The following is a 16,570-nucleotide window of genomic DNA, read 5'->3' as shown; positions in this document are numbered from 1 at the left end:
TATTTACTATTGGTTTAATGTTGTTATTTTCTCTATTTGACGCACATCACAACAAAAAAGGGCGCACATTGGTGCGCCCTTTTCTCAGCTTCTGTCTTCTGCGTTATCCCATAGCCTGCTCACTCTGCGCCTGTCGGGCCTATCCACAAACGACTTTAATCGCCAGACCGCCGCGCGACGTCTCGCGATATTTGTCGTTCATGTCTTTACCCGTTTCGTACATGGTTTCGATCACTTTATCGAGCGAAACCCGCGGCTCAGAGGTACGGCGTAGCGCCATTCGCGCCGCATTTACCGCTTTAACGGCGTTAATCGCATTACGTTCAATACAAGGGATTTGCACCTGACCCGCCACCGGGTCACAGGTGAGGCCAAGGTTATGCTCCATCGCAATTTCCGCCGCAATACAGACCTGCGCCGGGCTACCGCCCAGCAGTTCTGTCAGCCCCGCCGCCGCCATCGAACACGCGACGCCAACCTCGCCCTGACACCCCACTTCCGCGCCGGATATCGAGGCGTTCATCTTGTACAGCATGCCAATCGCCCCCGCCGACAGCAGATAGCGGGCGATAGAGTTGGCATTGACCGGACGACGGAATTTGTCGTAATAGGCCAGCACCGCAGGAATAATGCCGCACGCGCCGTTGGTCGGCGCGGTGACCACTCGCCCGCCCGCCGCGTTCTCTTCGCTCACGGCCAGGGCGAACATGTTAATCCAGTCGATGACGTTCATTGGATCGCGGGAGAGATTATCGCTGGAGACCAGCAGACGCCGTAACGCTACCGCTCGGCGTGGAACGTTCAGCGGCCCCGGCAGCACGCCCTCAGTATTCATGCCACGTTCAATTCCGGTCGCCATCACCTGCCAGATGCGGGCAAAGCCAGCGTCAATCTGCTCTTTGCTCCGCAACGCCAGTTCATTTTGCATCATCAGGCCGGAAACCGAGAGCCCCTGTCTTTCACACAGCGTCAGCAGTTCGCTGGCGGAATGAAAATCATACGGCACCGATTTTTCTACGTCGTGCGACTGACCAAAGCGTTCCTCTTCGACAATAAAGCCGCCGCCAATAGAGTAATACGTTTTGTGCAAAAGCGGCGTTTGTCCGTTCCAGGCGGTAATTCGCATACCGTTTTCATGGCGCGCCAGGGTTTCAGCGTGAAAGAGAATACTGTCGGCGACGGGAAAATCCACCACATGCGCGCCACCCGCCACCGATAAACGGCTGCTGCGGGCAACCTCCTGGATAAACGCCGGAATGCTATCAATATTGACATCCTGCGGCGTATTGCCCGCCAGGCCCATAATGATGGCGGTATCGGTCGCGTGGCCTTTGCCCGTCAGCGATAGCGATCCGTAAAGATCAACCGTGATGCGCGTCGTTCGCGGCAGGTCGCCGCTGTCGTTCAGCCGATCGATAAAAAATTTTCCTGCATTCATTGGCCCTACGGTATGGGAGCTTGAAGGTCCAATGCCAATCTTAAAAATATCAAATGCGCTAATCATATCTCCCCCTAAGATTACCGTTCAGTGAAGATCCGTCGCGGGGCGATCCACACGATCGCCCCGTTCACGTTACATCGCCTGAGTAAAGGTGCGCGAAATAACGTCCTGTTGCTGCTCACGAGTCAGCGCATTGAAGCGCACGGCATAGCCGGAAACGCGGATCGTCAGGTTCGGGTAGTTTTCCGGATGTTCAATCGCATCCAGCAACATTTCACGGTTCATGACATTGACGTTCAGATGCTGCCCGCCTTCTACCTGTGCTTCATGATGGAAATAGCCGTCCAGCAGGCCAACCAGATTGGTTTTCCGCACCGCATCTTCTTTTCCGAGCGCCGCAGGCACAATCGAGAAGGTGTACGAAATACCGTCTTTGGCGTAGGTAAACGGCAGTTTCGCCACCGACGTCAGCGAGGCTACCGCCCCTTTGCGGTCACGACCATGCATCGGGTTCGCCCCCGGCGCGAATGGCGTTCCGGCGCGGCGTCCATCCGGCGTATTGCCGGTCTTCTGCCCGTACACGACGTTCGAGGTGATGGTCAAAATGGACTGCGTCGGCACCGCATTGCGATACGTCGGCAACACGCTAATTTTTTGCATAAAGCGTTTCACCAGGTCGCAGGCGATGCTGTCCACGCGCTCATCGTTGTTGCCGTACTGCGGATACTCGCCTTCAATAGCGAAGTCGATGGCAAGGCCATTTTCGTCGCGAATCGGCTTCACCTGAGCGTACCTGATGGCGGACAGGGAATCCGCCGCCACCGACAGTCCGGCGATGCCGCACGCCATCGTCCGATACACATCACGGTCGTGCAGCGCCATCAGCGAAGCTTCATAGCTGTACTTATCGTGCATGTAGTGAATGATGTTCAGCGCGCTAATGTACTGCACCGCCAGCCAGTCCATAAAATGGTCGAGGCTCTCCATTACCGCGTCGTAATCCAGCACCTCATCCGTTAACGGCGCGGTTTTCGGCCCAACCTGGATTTTCAGTTTCTCGTCAACGCCGCCATTGATAGCGTACAGCAACGTTTTGGCAAGGTTGGCGCGCGCGCCGAAGAACTGCATCTGCTTACCGATGACCATCGGGCTGACGCAACAAGCGATGGCGTAATCGTCGCTGTTAAAGTCGGTACGCATTAAATCGTCGTTTTCATACTGCAAAGATGAGGTCACGATGGAGACCTGCGCAGCATATTTTTTGAATGCCACCGGCAACGCTTCTGACCACAGTATGGTCAGGTTCGGCTCCGGCGCTGGCCCCATCGTGTGCAGGGTATGCAGATAACGGAAGGAGTTCTTCGTCACCAGCGTGCGGCCATCAAGCCCCATCCCGCCAATAACTTCGGTGGCCCAGATCGGATCGCCGGAAAAGAGCGAGTCAAATTCCGGCGTGCGCAGGAAGCGCACCATGCGGATCTTCATGATGAAATGGTCGATCAGTTCCTGCGCCTGCTGCTCTGTCAGAAGGCCCGCGTTGAAATCGCGCTCAATGTAGATATCAAGGAACGAGGCGGTTCTTCCCAGCGACATTGCACCGCCATTTTGCGATTTTACCGCCGCCAGATAAGCGAAGTAGAGCCACTGTACCGCTTCCTGCGCGTTTCGCGCCGGGCGGGAGATATCGTAGCCGTATTTCGCCGCCATCTCCTGCATTTGCAGCAGCGCGCGACGGTGCTCCGCCAACTCCTCACGCAGGCGAATCGTCGCCTCAAGATTCTGTCCCCGCTCCAGATTCGACTGCAGGTCGGCGAATTGCAGCTCGCGTTCGCGTACCAGATAACGGATGCCATACAGCGCGACGCGGCGATAATCGCCAATAATGCGCCCGCGACCATAACCATCCGGCAAACCGGTTAATACGCCGGATTTACGGCAGCGCAGCATATCCGGCGAGTAAACATCGAATACGCCCTGATTATGGGTTTTCCGCAGGTCGGTAAAGGTATATTCAAAATCGGCGTCCATTTCGCGGCCATAAGCGTGGAATGAACTTTTAATCATGTTAACGCCGCCAAACGGATGCAAAGCGCGTTTAAGCGGCTTATCCGTTTGTAAACCGACGATTTTTTCCAGATCTTTTTCAATATATCCCGCATCGTGCGCGGTAATCGTCGTCGCGATGTTGGTATCGAAATCCACCGGCGCATGGGTCGCGTTCTCGATACGTATTCCCGCCATCACCTTTTCCCACAACGCTGTGGTCGCTGGCGTCGCGTCGGCGAGAAAAGATTCATCCCCCTCATAGGGCGTATAGTTATGCTGAATAAAATCACGGACATTAATTTCTTCTTTCCAGTCCGTACCTTTAAAATCACGCCATGCTTCGGCATACAGCATATCGCTGGTATCGATATTTACCTTCATGAAAAATAATCTCTCTACAGAACAGCCGTTAAGTTATGCAAATTCCACTGGTGCTTTCACGTTGCCTAAATGAATGGCATCAAGGGCAATCATTTTCTCTTCATTCGTGGGAATAACAGCGCAAATAACCTGAGAAGGGTTAGCGGAAATAATGCGCTCGCCGTGAGAATTCGGCTGCTTATTCATTTCAACGTCTAACGTAAGCCCCAGCACGCCCAAATGTTCAATTACCAACTGGCGAATTAATACTGAATTTTCACCAATACCGCCGGTAAAAATAATGCCATCCAGCCGATGTAACGATGCCGCGTGTCCGGCAATGTGACGGGCGATACGGTGGACAAACGTTTTTATCGCCAACCGGGCGCGCTCATGTCCTTCGTGCCAGGCTTTTTCCAGGACTCTAAGGTCGGATGACAACCCGGAGATGCCGAGCAAACCGGACTCTTTATTCACCACTCGCTCCAGATCGCTCAACGTCTGCCCGGTTTCTTTAGCTATCCACGCCATCGCGCCGAAATCAACGTCGCCACTGCGAGTGCCCATCATCAGCCCCTCAAGCGGCGTCATCCCCATTGAGGTATCCACGCTCTGACCATTGCGTACCGCGCAGATAGACGCCCCATTGCCCAGATGCGCGACAATCAAACCCGAATTTTTTTCATCGAGGTCAAGCAGTTCATACGCACGCAGCGAAACATAGCGATGCGACGTACCGTGAAAGCCGTAGCGACGCACACCCAGGCTGGAAAAATACTCCCACGGCAATCCGTACAAATAGGCTTCCGGCGCCAGCGTCTGGTGGAAACTGGTATCAAATACCGCCACCTGACGCACGGCCGGGAAAAGGCGCCGCGCCGCGTCAATGCCGCTTAAATTAGCGTAATTATGCAGCGGCGCCAAAGGCGATACCCGACGAATATTATCGATAATCTCATCGGTAATAATGACGGACTGTGTAAATAGCTCTCCACCGTGCGCAATACGGTGACCAATTAATGCCACGCTATCCGTTAAATCACGTTTTTCCAGCTCAAAGGCAATGGCTTTTAACGCGTCCTCATAATTAGAGTGCGCGAGGTTTATCGGCTTATCGCCATTAATAGATAAAAAGGCGTTTTCAGTATTCATTCCATCTGCTATTCCCGCCATTAAAACATCACAGGTAGCGACATCCAGTACAGAGAATTTGATAGAAGATGATCCGCAATTAATGACCAGAACGACCGGAAATTCATTCATGTAGTGCCTCCGTCGATGTCAGCCTGCGTCCACGCCCTGGGGCGGAACGCAGGCTAAACGTGAGGATTAGAACAATTTGTAGACAATATTCAGGATGGTCAGCAGACCAATCAGGGTGACGAACACGTTATCCAGACGACCACGGTACTTCGCCAGCGACGGCGCTTTACGAATGGCGTACATCGGCAGCAGGCATAACAGCGAGGCGATAATCGGCGCGCCCATCGCTTCAATCAGGTCCAGAATGTTCGGGTTTGCGTAAGCTACGACCCAGGTAGACCCCATAATGAAGATCATGCTGATGGTGTTAAGCTTGCCCATAGAGACTTTGGTTTTATCGCCTTTATAACCGAATTTCAGCACCAGGCCGTTCAGCCCTTCCAGCGTCCCCAGGTAGTGACCGAAGAAAGATTTGAAAATAGCAACCAGCGCGATGATAGACGCGCCATACTCCAGCACCGTTGCAAAAGTAGATTTTGTCCCCGACAAAGAGGCGAAATGGTTGGCCAGGTAGGAAAGTACCGGAATGTTCTGCGCTTTCGCATCCGCCATGTTCTGTGGAGAGAGCGTAAACAGGCAGCTAAAGGCGAAGAACATCACCACGGCGACCATCAGCATACTGGCGCGCGAGATGATCTGTGAACATTTACGCTCGGTAAATTCGCGGCCAAACTCTTTCTCATACTCTTCCCGCTTAGACACCACGAAGGAAGAGACGATGGGCGAAAAGTTAAAGGAGAACACCATGATAGAGATTCCCAGCCACACCGTAACCAGTATGCCATCGTGCCCGGTCAGCGCGATATTACTGAGATCAACCTGATCGATAACCGCCGAGTTCCAGTAAGGAATCAGCGATAATGAGATTAGTACCAGACTGGCGATAAACGGCCATACCAGGTAACTCATCACCTTAACCATCAGATCTTTACCAAACCAGATCACAAAGGCCATCAGCAGCAGCAAGAACAGCGCCACGAAACCGCGGTTCAACGCTGGCATCTGCAACTGGTTTTCCCAAAACGTCATGAACGTGTTAGTGATGGTGACGCCATAAATCCACAGCAGCGGACAAATCGCAAAGAAGTAAAGGAACGTGATAACTACTCCGCCCGTTTTACCAAAGTGCTCTTCGACCGTTTCCGTAATATTGCCGGACGGATTAGATCCGGATAAACACAGACGCGCCAGCGCCCGGTGACAATAGAACGCAATGGGATAAGCTAAAACCAGCATCAGCAGAATGGGGATAAGCCCGCCAAACCCGGCGCGGATAGGGAAGAACAGCACCCCGGCGCCGATGGCGGTACCAAATAAACCCAGCGTCCACGTCGTGTCCGATTTACGCCATGACGACTGTTTTGCCTGGCTGGATACAATGCTATCAGTAGTACTCATATCCTATCCTCACGAAAAGATTAAGCGTCAACTAAACCCGTAATTTGTGATACACGAGAAAGATCGATATTGCCGCCAGAAATAATACTGACCGTTTTTCTGTTCTGAATATGGCTATCTAATTTCCCGCTTAATAGTGCGGCGCAGGCCAGAGCGCCAGCGCCTTCAGTAATAACCTTATTGCGCTGAATTAAAGCGATCATGCTGTTACGAATTTCATCTTCGCTAACCAGAACAATGTCATCGACTAATTCACGAACGATTTCATAGGTTAAATTACCCGGGCGGGAGACATCACAACCATCCGCCAGGGTGCCGGTCGTTCGGTGCGCGGTTATTTCGCCAGCGTAATAAGACGCCGCCATACCGTGAACATTTTCGGCCTGTACGCCGATAACTTTAATGGTCGGGTTAATCGATTTAATCGCAATGGCAATACCTGCAATTAAACCGCCGCCGCCAATAGGCACGATGACATTATCGACATCGTACAGATCTTCCATAATTTCCAGACCAATAGTACCCTGTCCGGCAATAACTTTTGGATCGTCGTAAGGCGGAATAAAAATGCGGCCTTCGGTTTCGACAATTTCACTCACCTTAGCAATGGTGTCATTGAAGTTGTCACCGTGGAGCACCACTTCTGCCGAATAATCACAGGTGGCCGCCACTTTTGACTTTGGCGCGCCCTTCGGCATCACGACTTTGCCGTCAATACCCAGCATTGCGCAAGAAAGAGAAACGCCCTGTGCATGATTACCTGCGGAACAGGCCACGACGCCTTTACGTTTTTCCGCCTCCGTTAACGAGCTAAGTTTGTTAAAAGCGCCACGAATTTTAAATGAACCCGTACGCTGCATATTTTCAAACTTGAGAAATATTTCGCCTTTGCAACGTTCACTAAAATAGTTAGAGCGAGGCATTCCCGTTTTATATATCTTCCCCGCCAGTCTTTTTTTCGCTTCGAGGATATCTTCAATTGCAACCGGGAGATCGTATGTAATGTGCATTATAACCTCTTAACCTGGGTATTAAAAATAAGTTACCGTTGCCCACTGTTCAAAAGAAACAGGTGACGTCAATTTCGCTAAATATGTTTATTCCATATCATTCAATTTCTATTAACTGCCTGCGTCTGCATCCATTATATGATGAATATTGTTTAGCCAATTCTACTAATACTGAAGCGGCTTTTTTGATACGATAATTTTTAGACCATACCGCCGCATAACGTGCGACGGGTAACGTGTCTTTTATGGGTATCGTGATAAATTGATTAGAGCCAAAAGGCGTGGTCATATCGCAGGGAATAACAGTTAAGAAATCAGCATTGAGAACAAGATTATATATTGTGACAACGGAATCTGTTTTAACAATGTTTTCGATGCTGATGCCATTTCGTTGTAGAGTGGTGAGTAATTCGCTGTAGTAGCCCATATTCGTTTGCGGCAACACCCACTGTTCGTCCTTTAACGATTCCAGTGTGATGGTGCCGGTGCATGTTCGGGACTTGCTGGCTACCAGGACAAACTCTGATTCAAACAGCGGCTCGACATGCAGATCCTGTAGTTGCATTTCATTACTGAGCGTACCGATAGCAAAGTCCAGCCGCCCGTCGCGCAGGGCCGGCAGGAATGAAGAGAGCTGGGCTTCGTACATGGATACCTGCGCTTTTGGAAATACCTCTTTGAACTTATGAATCATATCGGACATGAAGGTAAAGCCAATCAGCGAAGGAAAGCCAAACGAGACGTCGACAACGGTATTGCACGTCATACTGTTCATCTCGTTGATCATGTTTTTCATTTCGCGGGTGATAGATTCAGACCAGGAAAGCAGTACCTGTCCCGCTTCGGTCAACGTAACGCCGGTATTTTTGCGTACAATTAGCTCAACGCCAAAATAGGCCTCAACATCGCTAATGATTTTACTGACGGCGGGTTGGGTTAACCCTAACGATTTTGCGGCAGAACCGATAGAACCACTTCTAATGACTTCCTGAAAGACCACCAAATGCTGTGTTTTAGGGAGAACAAGAGTATTCATATCTACCGCTCTGAAATAACATTGTGAACGGCAGGAAGTGTAGCAAATTAAATCTTAAAGGTTATGTGCGACCACTCACAAATTAACTTACCGCAATTTTTACATGGTCTTTATTAAATAAATAAAACCTATTATTTCAATAAGTTGCAAAAATAAAGCAGTAACTTAGTCTGATTTCAATCAAAAAACAGGGTCGGGATAACGATATATTATGGCGATAACCAGTCTATTTTACCTCCTATTTTCGACATCCTATGAAGACGATATTTCAATCAATTACGGGACATTTTATCGACAATTCCAGCGTTAAATTTAAAGCGTAATTTCTCAAATTTAAGTATAAACCGGAGGTAAATGCGCTTAAAAACCGTTACGCGTCACATTTTTTTACCTTATTTGTTTGTAAAGAAACATTTAATAAAATTTTAACCAAAATATTTCATACATTTAATTTTCATTTACAACAAATAATTTACACCGCTTTCTTGCTGTTTTTCAGGATGTAATTTTGTGAAAGAAATCGATTGCTTTTCACTTCAACTAAAAAGAGCGCAGTCTACAGCATTTTGTGTTTCTCATCACAAAAACGAATAATATTATGTCACCACGGCTGTCAATTAATTGCCGGATAGTGACGCTGGCGTCTTCTGCAACCTCTATACCCTTCACCGGCCTGATAAGCAAAAACCCGCCGAAGCGGGTTTTATGAAGAGCTGACACTGACCGATAAGCCGCTTTCTTTTGGGTATAGCGTCGTGGACAGTCATTCATCCTGCCGCCCTGTAAAAGCAAAAACCCGCCAGCTTACACTGACGGGTTTTATGAAGAGGTGAAACTGACCGATAAGCCGCTTTCTTTTGGGTATAGCGTCGTGGACAGTCATCCATCCTGCCACCCTGTAAAAGCAAAAACCCGCCAGCTTACACTGACGGATTTTATGAAGAGGTGAAACTGACCGATAAGCCGCTTTCTTTTGGGTATAGTGTCGTGGACAGTCATTCATCCTGTCGCCCTGTAAAAGCAAAAACCCGCCAGCTTACACTGACGGATTTTATGAAGAGGTGAAACTGACCGATAAGCCGCTTTCTTTTGGGTATAGCGTCGTGGACAGTCATTCATCCTGCCGCACTGTAAAAGCAAAAACCCGCCAGCTTACACTGACGGGTTTTATGAAGAGGTGAAACTGACCGATAAGCCGCTTTCTTTTGGGTATAGTGTCGTGGACAGTCATTCATCCTGTCGCCCTGTAAAAGCAAAAACCCGCCGAAGCGGGTTTTATGAAGAAGTGAAACTGACCGATAAGCCGCTTTCTTTTGGGTATAGCGTCGTGGACAGTCATTCATCCTGCCGCCCTGTAAAAGCAAAAACCCGCCGAAGCGGGTTTTATGAAGAAGTGAAACTGACCGATAAGCCGGGTTCTGTCGTGGACAGTCATTCATCTAGGCCAGCAATCGCTCACTGGCTCAAGCAGCCTACCCGGGTTCAGTACGGGCCGTACCTTATGAACCCCTATTTGGCCTTGCTCCGGGTGGAGTTTACCGTGCCACGGACTGTTACCAGCCGCGCGGTGCGCTCTTACCGCACCCTTTCACCCTTACCTGATCCCACTTACGTGGGCCATCGGCGGTTTGCTCTCTGTTGCACTGGTCGTGGGTTTCCCCCCCAGGCGTTACCTGGCACCCTGCCCTATGGAGCCCGGACTTTCCTCCCCTCCGCCCGTCTCCCCGAAAGGACGACGACGAAGCGGCGACTGTCTGGTCAGCTTCGGCGCGAAGTATAGAGGGTTCGCGCGACTTTGTCACCCTGCGCTGCGCATTCCTATCGCCAGAGCGGCAGCAACATTTCTGGATGCCCGATAAATATTGTCAAAAGCGCCCCGAAAAGCCTCCTCCAGCGTCACGATGCGCGTGAGTACGCTAAAGACAGCGTCGATGCCATAGTGATGCACTATCCCTACATCGTGCGTCAGGCTGCCGGCAATGCCAATCACTGGCTTATGATATTTTTTCGCCACATTCGCGACGCCAATCGGCACTTTACCGCGAATACTTTGGCTATCAATCCGCCCTTCTCCCGTCACCACCAGCGTACAGTCGTGGATATGCTCCTCCAGGTTCAGTGCCGCCGTGACAATTTCGATCCCGCTGCGTAATTCCGCACCGAGAAAAGCCATTAACGCCGCCCCCATACCGCCTGCCGCGCCTGCGCCGGGCGCCGCCTTTACGTCGACATTCAGCGATTTTTTTATGATGTCGGCATAGTGAGCAAGATTTCTGTCCAGCTCAACAATGTTCTCTTCGGTCGCGCCTTTCTGCGGCCCAAAAATTCGTGATGCGCCGTTGTCGCCGATCAGAGGATTAGAGACATCGCAAGCGACACGAATAGCGCAGAGTTTTAAACGGGGATCGAGCTTTGAAATATCAATGTCGCTTAGACAATGAAGGCTTCCGCCACCGTAACCGATATCCGCGCCGTTTGCATCGCGCAGTTTTGCGCCTAACGCCTGCATCATCCCCGCGCCGCCATCATTTGTCGCGCTGCCGCCAATGCCGATAATGATATTGCTTGCGCCGCTTTCCAGCGCCTGCAATATCAGCTCCCCCGTTCCCCGCGAGGTAGTAATCAAAGGGTTGCGTTTTTCTGGCGAAACCAGCGCCAGTCCGCTGGCCGCCGCCATTTCAATAAACGCGGTTTTACCATCCCCGGACATTCCCCAGCAGGCTTTCACTTTTTCACCCAACGGCCCGGTCACCCATGCGGCGCGTTCAACGCCCTGCGTCGCGGCAATCATGGCTTCGACCGTTCCTTCGCCGCCATCGGCAACCGGAACAGAGACATATTGCGCATCGGGGAAAATTTCCCGAAATCCTTTTTCTATCGCCTGCGCTACCTCGGCGGCAGAAAGGCTTTCTTTGTAGGAGTCGGGGGCAATTACGATTTTCATAGTGGTAGCCTGTTACTGCACAACGCCGGATGGCGTTTCACTTATACAGCCTGAAATTCAGGCCCGGATCGCTACACGCCATCCGGGCACAACGTCGTTAGCGAGTGACTTCCACTTTCGCCAGTTTTTCGTAGTAGCACGCCAGCGCGCTATGGTCGTCATTACCGTGTCCATCCGCGCGTAATGCCTGCATCATTTCCATAACGGCGGCGGTCAGCGGGAGCTGCGCGCCAACGCCGTGGGAGGTATCCAGCGCATTCGCCAGATCTTTAATGTGCAGATCGATACGGAAACCTGGCTTAAAGTTTCTGTCCATGACCATCGGCGCTTTCGCATCCAGTACCGTGCTGCCAGCCAGACCGCCGCGAATCGCCTGATAGACCAGATCCGGGTTGACGCCCGCTTTAGTCGCCAGCGTCAGCGCTTCAGACATGGCGGCGATATTCAACGCCACGATCACCTGGTTAGCCAGTTTTGTGACGTTGCCTGCGCCGATATCGCCGGTATGCACCACGGAACCCGCCATCGCTTTCATCAGGTCGTAGTACTTGTCGAAAATGGCTTTATCGCCCCCCACCATCACCGACAGCGTGCCATCAATCGCCTTCGGCTCGCCGCCGCTGACCGGCGCATCCAACATCTCAACGCCCTTCGCCTTCAGCGCATCGCTGATTTCACGGCTTGCCAGCGGCGCGATAGAACTCATATCAATCAATACGGTTCCCGGCTTCGCGCCTTCGATGATACCGTTCTCGCCCAGCGCAACCTCTTTCACATGCGGAGAGTTAGGCAGCATCGTGATGATGACGTCACACTGTTCAGCGATCGCCTTCGCCGTAGAGGCCGTTTCCGCGCCTGCGGCAATGACGTCGGCAATCGCTTCAGGATTACGATCGGACACCACCAGCGAATACCCTGCTTTCAGTAAGTTTTTGCTCATGGGCTTACCCATGATGCCTAAGCCAATAAAGCCAACTTTCATCGTCATAGCGTTCTCTCTTTCCATACCAGGATTATTTTTTAAAGGTGTCGGCAAGCTTCTGCGTGCTGGCGCGGAATGCGCCTAAATCGCTGCCAACGGCGACAAAGGTCGCGCCCCATTCCAGATAACGGCGGGCATCCGCCTCTACCGGCGCCAGAATGCCGCACGGTTTACCGTGCGCTTTAGCGCGGGCGAAAATATGTTGAATCGTCTGCTGCACGTCAGGGTGAGAAGCATTGCCGAGATGACCCAGCGCGGCGGCCAGATCGCTTGGGCCGACAAAAATGCCATCAACGCCTTCCGTTGCGGCGATGGCATCAACATTGTCGACACCCAACTGGCTTTCGATTTGAACAATAATGGTGATGTTTTTGTTCGACTGCGCAAAGTAATCAGGCACCGTACCGAACATATTCGCGCGGTGAGAAACGGAGACGCCGCGAATGCCTTCCGGCGGGTAACGCGTCGAGGCGACGGCGCGAGCCGCTTCCTCTTGCGTTTCAACAAAGGGGATCAGGAAGTTATAAAACCCAATATCCAGCATCCGTTTGATAATGACCGGTTCATTGGTTGGCACACGTACCACAGGCGCGCTGGCGCTGCCTTTCAATGCCATTAACTGCGGAATTAAGGTGGTCACATCGTTCGGCGCATGTTCGCCATCCAGCACCAGCCAGTCAAATCCCGCCAGACCGAGAACTTCGGTGGTGATTGGGCTTGCCAGTGCAGACCAGCAGCCAATCTGCACCTGTTGCGCCGCCAGCGCCGCTTTAAACTTATTCGGGAAAATAGCGTTATTCATCGCTTATACCTTCGCTTATTTCTTTAATTCTCTACATGTGATGCCGCCACCATAACTTATAGCAACGACAATAAAATGCTTATCTGAAATCAGAATGGATCTCCACATTCTATTTCTAATGTGGTACACATCCTGTATCACAATATACCGTTCTGATATCTTTATCGTCTTTTATTATTATCATGGTATTTTCAAATAACTCGTCAGATACACTGAATTCGCCATTCAGTATAAACAGCCTATGGCGGATAATCATTGTGCAAACGCTCATTAAAAAGGGATTATTTAACGCTTATTTTTGAGCATACGCCCATGATACTGGGCGCTAATGCACACATTTACGCTTTACCCGGCCTACATAAAAAATTTCATAATTTGCGGTGATCTGGATCACATTCTTATATTTATACTCCTGTCATTCTTATTTCATTATGCATGAACTTTATTTCTTATATTGAGATTTAACGATTTAACCATAACCAAAATAGATAATCCTATTTCTATCATCCAGGCTGGAGAATGTTGAACAATGGCCAATATCGAAATTCGCCAGGAATCGCCATCGGCGTTTTATATAAAAGTACATGAAACCGATAATGTCGCAATTATTGTTAATGACCACGGTCTTAAAGCCGGAACACGTTTTCCGGATGGCCTGGAACTGACTGAACATATTCCGCAAGGCCATAAAGTCGCTCTGACGGATATCCCCGCTCACGGCGAAATCATCCGTTATGGCGAAGTCATCGGTTATGCGGTACGCGACATCCCGCGCGGAAGCTGGATCGACGAGTCGCTGGTTGAACTGCCAAAAGCGCCGCCGCTGAATACGCTACCGTTGGCGACCAAAGTACCGGAACCGCTGCCGCCGCTGGAAGGCTACACGTTTGAGGGCTATCGTAACGCCGATGGCAGCGTCGGCACCAAAAATCTACTTGGCATTACCACCAGCGTGCACTGTGTGGCGGGCGTGGTCGATTATGTGGTGAAAGTGATTGAGCGCGATCTGCTGCCCAAATACCCGAATGTCGATGGCGTTGTAGGGCTAAACCATCTGTACGGCTGCGGCGTGGCAATCAACGCGCCGGCGGCGGTCGTGCCGATTCGCACGATTCATAATATCGCGCTTAACCCCAATTTTGGCGGCGAAGTGATGGTGATTGGCCTCGGTTGCGAAAAACTGCAGCCGGAACGACTGCTGGAAGGCACCGAGGATGTCCCCGCTATCGCCGTTGAAAGCGCCAGTATTGTGCGTTTACAGGACGAGCAGCATGTCGGCTTTAAATCAATGGTCGACGATATTTTGCGGGTCGCCGAACGCCATCTGACGAAACTGAACCAGCGCCAGCGCGAAACCTGCCCGGCCTCCGAGCTGGTCGTCGGGATGCAGTGCGGCGGCAGCGATGCGTTTTCCGGCGTCACGGCAAACCCGGCGGTGGGTTATGCTTCCGATCTGTTGGTACGCTGCGGCGCGACCGTCATGTTCTCGGAGGTCACCGAAGTGCGCGATGCCATTCATCTTCTGACGCCGCGCGCCATCAACGAAGCCGTGGGTAAACGCCTGCTGGATGAAATGGCCTGGTACGATAACTACCTTGATATGGGGAAAACCGATCGCAGCGCTAACCCGTCCCCTGGCAACAAAAAAGGCGGCCTGGCGAATGTGGTGGAAAAAGCGTTGGGCTCTATCGCTAAATCGGGTAAGAGCGCCATTGTGGAAGTATTGTCGCCGGGCCAGCGCCCCACCAAACGCGGCCTGATTTACGCCGCGACGCCCGCCAGCGATTTCGTCTGCGGCACGCAGCAGGTCGCTTCCGGCATTACCGTACAGGTCTTTACCACCGGACGCGGCACGCCTTACGGGCTGATGGCGGTGCCGGTCATTAAAATGGCGACGCGTACCGAGCTGGCGAACCGTTGGTATGACTTAATGGATATCAATGCAGGCACCATCGCCACGGGTGAAGAGACAATCGAAGATGTGGGCTGGAAGCTGTTTCACTTTATTCTCGATGTCGCCAGCGGCCGGAAAAAGACTTTCTCGGACCAGTGGGGATTGCATAACCAGCTGGCAGTGTTTAACCCGGCACCTGTGACCTGATCTATTCTGGAAAGCGCCTCGCAAAACATGGCTTAAGGGCCATGTTTTCATATGTTTGATAAACTGCGCCATGTTCATACCGGATATGGCAAAAACACCCAATCCACCATAAAAGCATTAAAATTCAATAAATTGAAATTCTCTGCCAGGCGCAACATTACGTTTCTCACTAATTTGAGTCGCAGCACATGCAATTTGAGGTATGTCGAATATAACGACAGCCTATTAATTACCTTTACTCAATTCTGCTGCATCATCAATTCTTTAATTTGTGCCAGCGTGGACGTGCCTTCCATCGGCCCACGCGCAGAGATAGCCAGCGATCCTGCGGCATTAGCATGGGCTAAAGCATCGGGTACGGAATATCCCGCAAGAAACAGGCTAACAAAGGTTGCGCCAAAGCAATCGCCAGCGCCTGTAGGATCAACCACCTTCACCGGATACCCAGCCACATGATGTTGTTCGTCTTTTGAATAGTAACTGGCTCCACGGGCGCCACGTTTAATGATGACGTGGGCAATTCCACGCTTGTGAAGCCTTGCGACAATTTTCTCTTCATCGCGGGATTTACTCAGGCCGAAATAATCCAGTTCGCCATCGCTTGGCAGGAAGAAATCCGTGTAATCAAGAATGTATTCAAAGGCCTGCGACATTTCGCGGATCTTTAGCATCTCTTTACGGATATTAGGATCGAAAGAAATTGTGCCACCATTTTCTTTTACAATGCTAATCGCCTTGCGTACGGCATCGATCAAACGAAAGGAAAATAATGACGATCCCATAATATGAAAGTGGCGATATTGTCTGAGTAATGTTTCATCAAGGTGATCGGCACTCAGCAAACCGCACGCACTGTCCGGCATGTTGAAAATAAAATCGCGCTGGGCCTGGCTTCGGTAGCTGACAAAAGCACTGCCTGTTGTGGCGTTCGGCAGTACGGAAATTCCCTGTACATTTACGCCATCGCGCGACAAGCGGGTAATATTCATAACGCCAAAGGCATCGTTGCCAACACAGCTAAACAACAATGAACGAAAACCAAGTTTAGCAACCTGATCGGCAAATATGGCGGGCGCCCCACTGGGATACGGCCCCCAAAATTCTCCCGGAGAGGAAAATCCCTGGTTCTCTTTTTTTGCCAGAAACTCGACGAGCAATTCACCCAATGTTGCGATTGTTATGTTCAT

General features: G+C 51.1%; 11 protein-coding genes and 1 other RNA gene. 1 reads left to right on the top strand and 11 read right to left on the bottom strand.

The window, feature by feature from the left end:
- Window positions 1-139: 139 nt before the first annotated feature.
- The 10 genes from tdcG to garL form a co-directional block, all read right to left on the bottom strand.
- Window positions 140-1,504: an L-serine ammonia-lyase gene (gene tdcG, locus J4614_RS19065; RefSeq protein ID WP_079982688.1), complete on the bottom strand. Its 1,365-nt coding sequence runs from the start codon at window positions 1,502-1,504 to the stop codon at window positions 140-142.
- Window positions 1,505-1,573: 69 nt separating this feature from the next.
- The gene (gene pflB, locus J4614_RS19060) at window positions 1,574-3,868 is read right to left on the bottom strand and encodes a formate C-acetyltransferase (protein WP_000867316.1); all 2,295 of its coding nucleotides are present in this window, start codon (window positions 3,866-3,868) and stop codon (window positions 1,574-1,576) included.
- 33 nt (window positions 3,869-3,901) lie between these two features.
- Entirely contained in the window at window positions 3,902-5,110 is a 1,209-nt protein-coding gene (gene tdcD, locus J4614_RS19055; RefSeq protein WP_079982689.1) for a propionate kinase, read from the bottom strand.
- 66 nt (window positions 5,111-5,176) lie between these two features.
- Entirely contained in the window at window positions 5,177-6,508 is a 1,332-nt protein-coding gene (tdcC, locus tag J4614_RS19050; protein ID WP_000108129.1) for a threonine/serine transporter TdcC, read from the bottom strand.
- A 20-nt stretch (window positions 6,509-6,528) separates the two neighbouring features.
- Window positions 6,529-7,518 (bottom strand): bifunctional threonine ammonia-lyase/L-serine ammonia-lyase TdcB, encoded by a 990-nt coding sequence (tdcB, locus tag J4614_RS19045; protein ID WP_000548366.1) that lies wholly within the window; start codon window positions 7,516-7,518, stop codon window positions 6,529-6,531.
- A gap of 97 nt (window positions 7,519-7,615) precedes the next feature.
- On the bottom strand, window positions 7,616-8,554 hold the full coding sequence (gene tdcA, locus J4614_RS19040) for a transcriptional regulator TdcA (RefSeq protein WP_001094907.1): 939 nt from the start codon (window positions 8,552-8,554) through the stop codon (window positions 7,616-7,618).
- 1,391 nt (window positions 8,555-9,945) lie between these two features.
- An RNA gene (gene rnpB / locus J4614_RS19035) (RNase P RNA component class A) lies at window positions 9,946-10,320 on the bottom strand.
- A gap of 32 nt (window positions 10,321-10,352) precedes the next feature.
- Window positions 10,353-11,498, bottom strand: coding sequence for a glycerate 2-kinase (garK, locus tag J4614_RS19030; RefSeq protein ID WP_208293284.1), 1,146 nt, complete (start codon window positions 11,496-11,498; stop codon window positions 10,353-10,355).
- A 97-nt stretch (window positions 11,499-11,595) separates the two neighbouring features.
- The gene (gene garR / locus J4614_RS19025; RefSeq protein WP_000178106.1) at window positions 11,596-12,486 is read right to left on the bottom strand and encodes a 2-hydroxy-3-oxopropionate reductase; all 891 of its coding nucleotides are present in this window, start codon (window positions 12,484-12,486) and stop codon (window positions 11,596-11,598) included.
- 25 nt (window positions 12,487-12,511) lie between these two features.
- Complete coding sequence (gene garL, locus J4614_RS19020; protein ID WP_001057715.1) at window positions 12,512-13,282, bottom strand: 2-dehydro-3-deoxyglucarate aldolase; 771 nt, start codon at window positions 13,280-13,282, stop codon at window positions 12,512-12,514.
- 529 nt (window positions 13,283-13,811) lie between these two features.
- On the opposite strand from garL, the gene garD reads away from it, so the two are divergent.
- On the top strand, window positions 13,812-15,383 hold the full coding sequence (garD, locus tag J4614_RS19015) for a galactarate dehydratase (RefSeq protein ID WP_001273723.1): 1,572 nt from the start codon (window positions 13,812-13,814) through the stop codon (window positions 15,381-15,383).
- Between the two features lie 239 nt (window positions 15,384-15,622).
- Here garD and J4614_RS19010 read toward each other — a convergent pair whose 3' ends face one another.
- Window positions 15,623-16,570, bottom strand: coding sequence for a sugar kinase (locus tag J4614_RS19010; protein ID WP_001027806.1), 948 nt, complete (start codon window positions 16,568-16,570; stop codon window positions 15,623-15,625).

Source organism: Salmonella sp. 32031103-2018-00083-FB-01-SM-01 (assembly GCF_017571995.1).
GTDB lineage: Bacteria > Pseudomonadota > Gammaproteobacteria > Enterobacterales > Enterobacteriaceae > Salmonella > Salmonella enterica.
The sequence above is the reverse complement of the archived record's forward strand: the minus strand, read 5'-3'. Positions and strand labels throughout refer to the sequence as shown.